The following is a 1,975-nucleotide window of genomic DNA, read 5'->3' as shown; positions in this document are numbered from 1 at the left end:
CCCCAGCGAGGGCTGGGCCCCGGCCGCCGTGCACTGGGTGCCGGGGCTCGGCGAGTGCGTGCTGGAACCGCTCGCGGACGGCTGGCTGGTGCGCCCGGTCCGCCCGGCCGGGGACGGCGAGCCGGACGGCTCCGGCACGGTGAGCGCCGAACGGGCCGAGGGCGCCCGGCTCCGGCTCGACCTGCGACGGCCGGACCGCCCCGAACTGTCCGTCCGGGGCGCGGCCGACAGCTGGTCGCACCCGGTCAGCCCGCGCCACGCCGAACTGCTGCTGCTGCTCGCCACCACCCGCGACGGCAGCACCGCGGCGCAGCTCGCCGAGGCGCTGTTCGGCGACGCCGGGCGGACGGTGACGGTCCGCGCCGAACTGTCCCGGCTGCGCCGCTACCTGGGCGGCCTGCTGGCCCACCGGCCGTACCGCTTCGCCGACTCGGTGCTGGTCACCGTGGAGGGGCCGGAGGACCCGTACGACCTGCTGCCCTCCTCCGTCGCCCCCGCAGTACGACGACTGCGGGCCGAACTGGCGGCGGGCCGGGCCCGACTGCCGGGCGCCGCTGCTCCCGTGCCTCCACCGCGCACGGCCGGGGAGGGTGCCGGCACGACCGGTGCTACGGCCGGCACGGCAGTGAGCCCGACGAGCGCGAACCTGACGAGCGCGAACCTGACGACCGTGAACCTGGCGTCGACGATCCGACGAGCGCGAACCTGACGCCCACGAACCGAACGGCCGTCGGCGGCGCGGCCCGCCCTCAGCCGCCCGCGAGCAGTGCGAGCAACTGGTCGTCGGTGGGCCCGCAGTCACGCTCCGCCTCGGCCGAGACCAGCGCGTAGGTGCGGTCCAGCCAGGCCCGCACCCGGGGCCTGGAGGCCTCCAACAGGGCGCTGCCGTGCGGGGATTCGAGCGCCAGGTGCAGCGTCGAGCCGTGGCAGGGGCAGTAGGCCGGCCACAGCTTGACGTCACCCTGGCCGCTCAGCGTGTGGAGTCCGTCGCGCAGCAGGTCGCGGGAGAACACCCAGTCCGCCTCGTCCGGACGCCCCACGTGGAAGGTCAGCAGCACCTCGTAGGGGCGGACGGCGTCGAAGCGGAACCGGGTGCGCACCTCGCCGACCACTTCCTCGCCCAGCGAGATCCGCAGCGTCAGCACCTCCTCCACCGCCGCCGGAGCGGCGGTGGAGCCGTCCCCATCGCCGCCCGTGGGGGTGGCGGCGAGAGGAGCACTGGAGGCTGCGGACAGCGGGTCGGGCGGCATGACGGTCTCTCCGGGAACGGCGCGGGATGCCATCAGCCTGCGCCACCCGCGGCCGGGCGGGCAAGGGTTGCAAGGGGGTTGCAACACCCCCCGTTCCGGGCCGGGCCGCCCCTTGGCGGGCTTGTCAGACGATCCGTCAACTTCTGCTGCTCGAAGGGGAGTCCGGAAAATGGATGGAGGGTGTCCGCCCCTCGGCCACCCGCTGGTACGCTCTCCCCTCCCGACGCGGACCCGCCGCGGGACCGGCCCGGGACGGCCGGATCCGGGCCAGGCCGCAGTGCGTGGGACAATACGGCGACGCGACGGCGGCTTCGGGGAGGGAGGGGTCCGGTGGCTGTGCGTGGGGAGACCACGCGGGACGTGCAGCACGAGCCCGCACGGCAGGGTCGGCACGGCCGGCCGCGCCCGTTCGGCGGCCGGTTCCGGCTGCCCACCCTGCGTTTCTCCGGCGCCGCGATGGCGATGTCCACCGTCGTCGGCATCAGCATCGCCACCACCCTCCTGCTGAACGAGCAGCAGGGCATCGGCCGAAGGGCCGGCGTCGCCCGGGTCGGCACCAGCCCGCCGCCCAGCCCGGGCACCACCGGCGATACCGAGGCCGCCGCCGACCGGACCCAGGACACCCCCGCGCCCTCCGGCCGTCCGCACGCCCCGAAGCCCTCCGGGCACGCCTCGGCCCACCCGTCCGGCCCGGCGAACGCCGCGGCCACCCCGCCGGCCGGACT

General features: G+C 76.3%; 1 protein-coding gene and 2 pseudogenes. 2 read left to right on the top strand and 1 reads right to left on the bottom strand.

From position 1 onward, the window contains the following. A pseudogene (locus BG452_RS33920) lies at positions 1-709 on the top strand (hypothetical protein); the annotation flags it as partial. A gap of 40 nt (positions 710-749) precedes the next feature. Here BG452_RS33920 and BG452_RS33915 read toward each other — a convergent pair. Beyond that, entirely contained in the window at positions 750-1,250 is a 501-nt protein-coding gene (locus tag BG452_RS33915; protein WP_188308189.1) for an SsgA family sporulation/cell division regulator, read from the bottom strand. Between the two features lie 330 nt (positions 1,251-1,580). Here BG452_RS33915 and BG452_RS33910 point away from each other — a divergent pair. Beyond that, positions 1,581-1,975: pseudogene (locus BG452_RS33910) on the top strand (hypothetical protein); the annotation flags it as partial.

It is taken from the genome of Streptomyces sp. CBMA123 (assembly GCF_014596465.1).
GTDB lineage: Bacteria > Actinomycetota > Actinomycetes > Streptomycetales > Streptomycetaceae > Kitasatospora.
The sequence above is the reverse complement of the archived record's forward strand: the minus strand, read 5'-3'. Positions and strand labels throughout refer to the sequence as shown.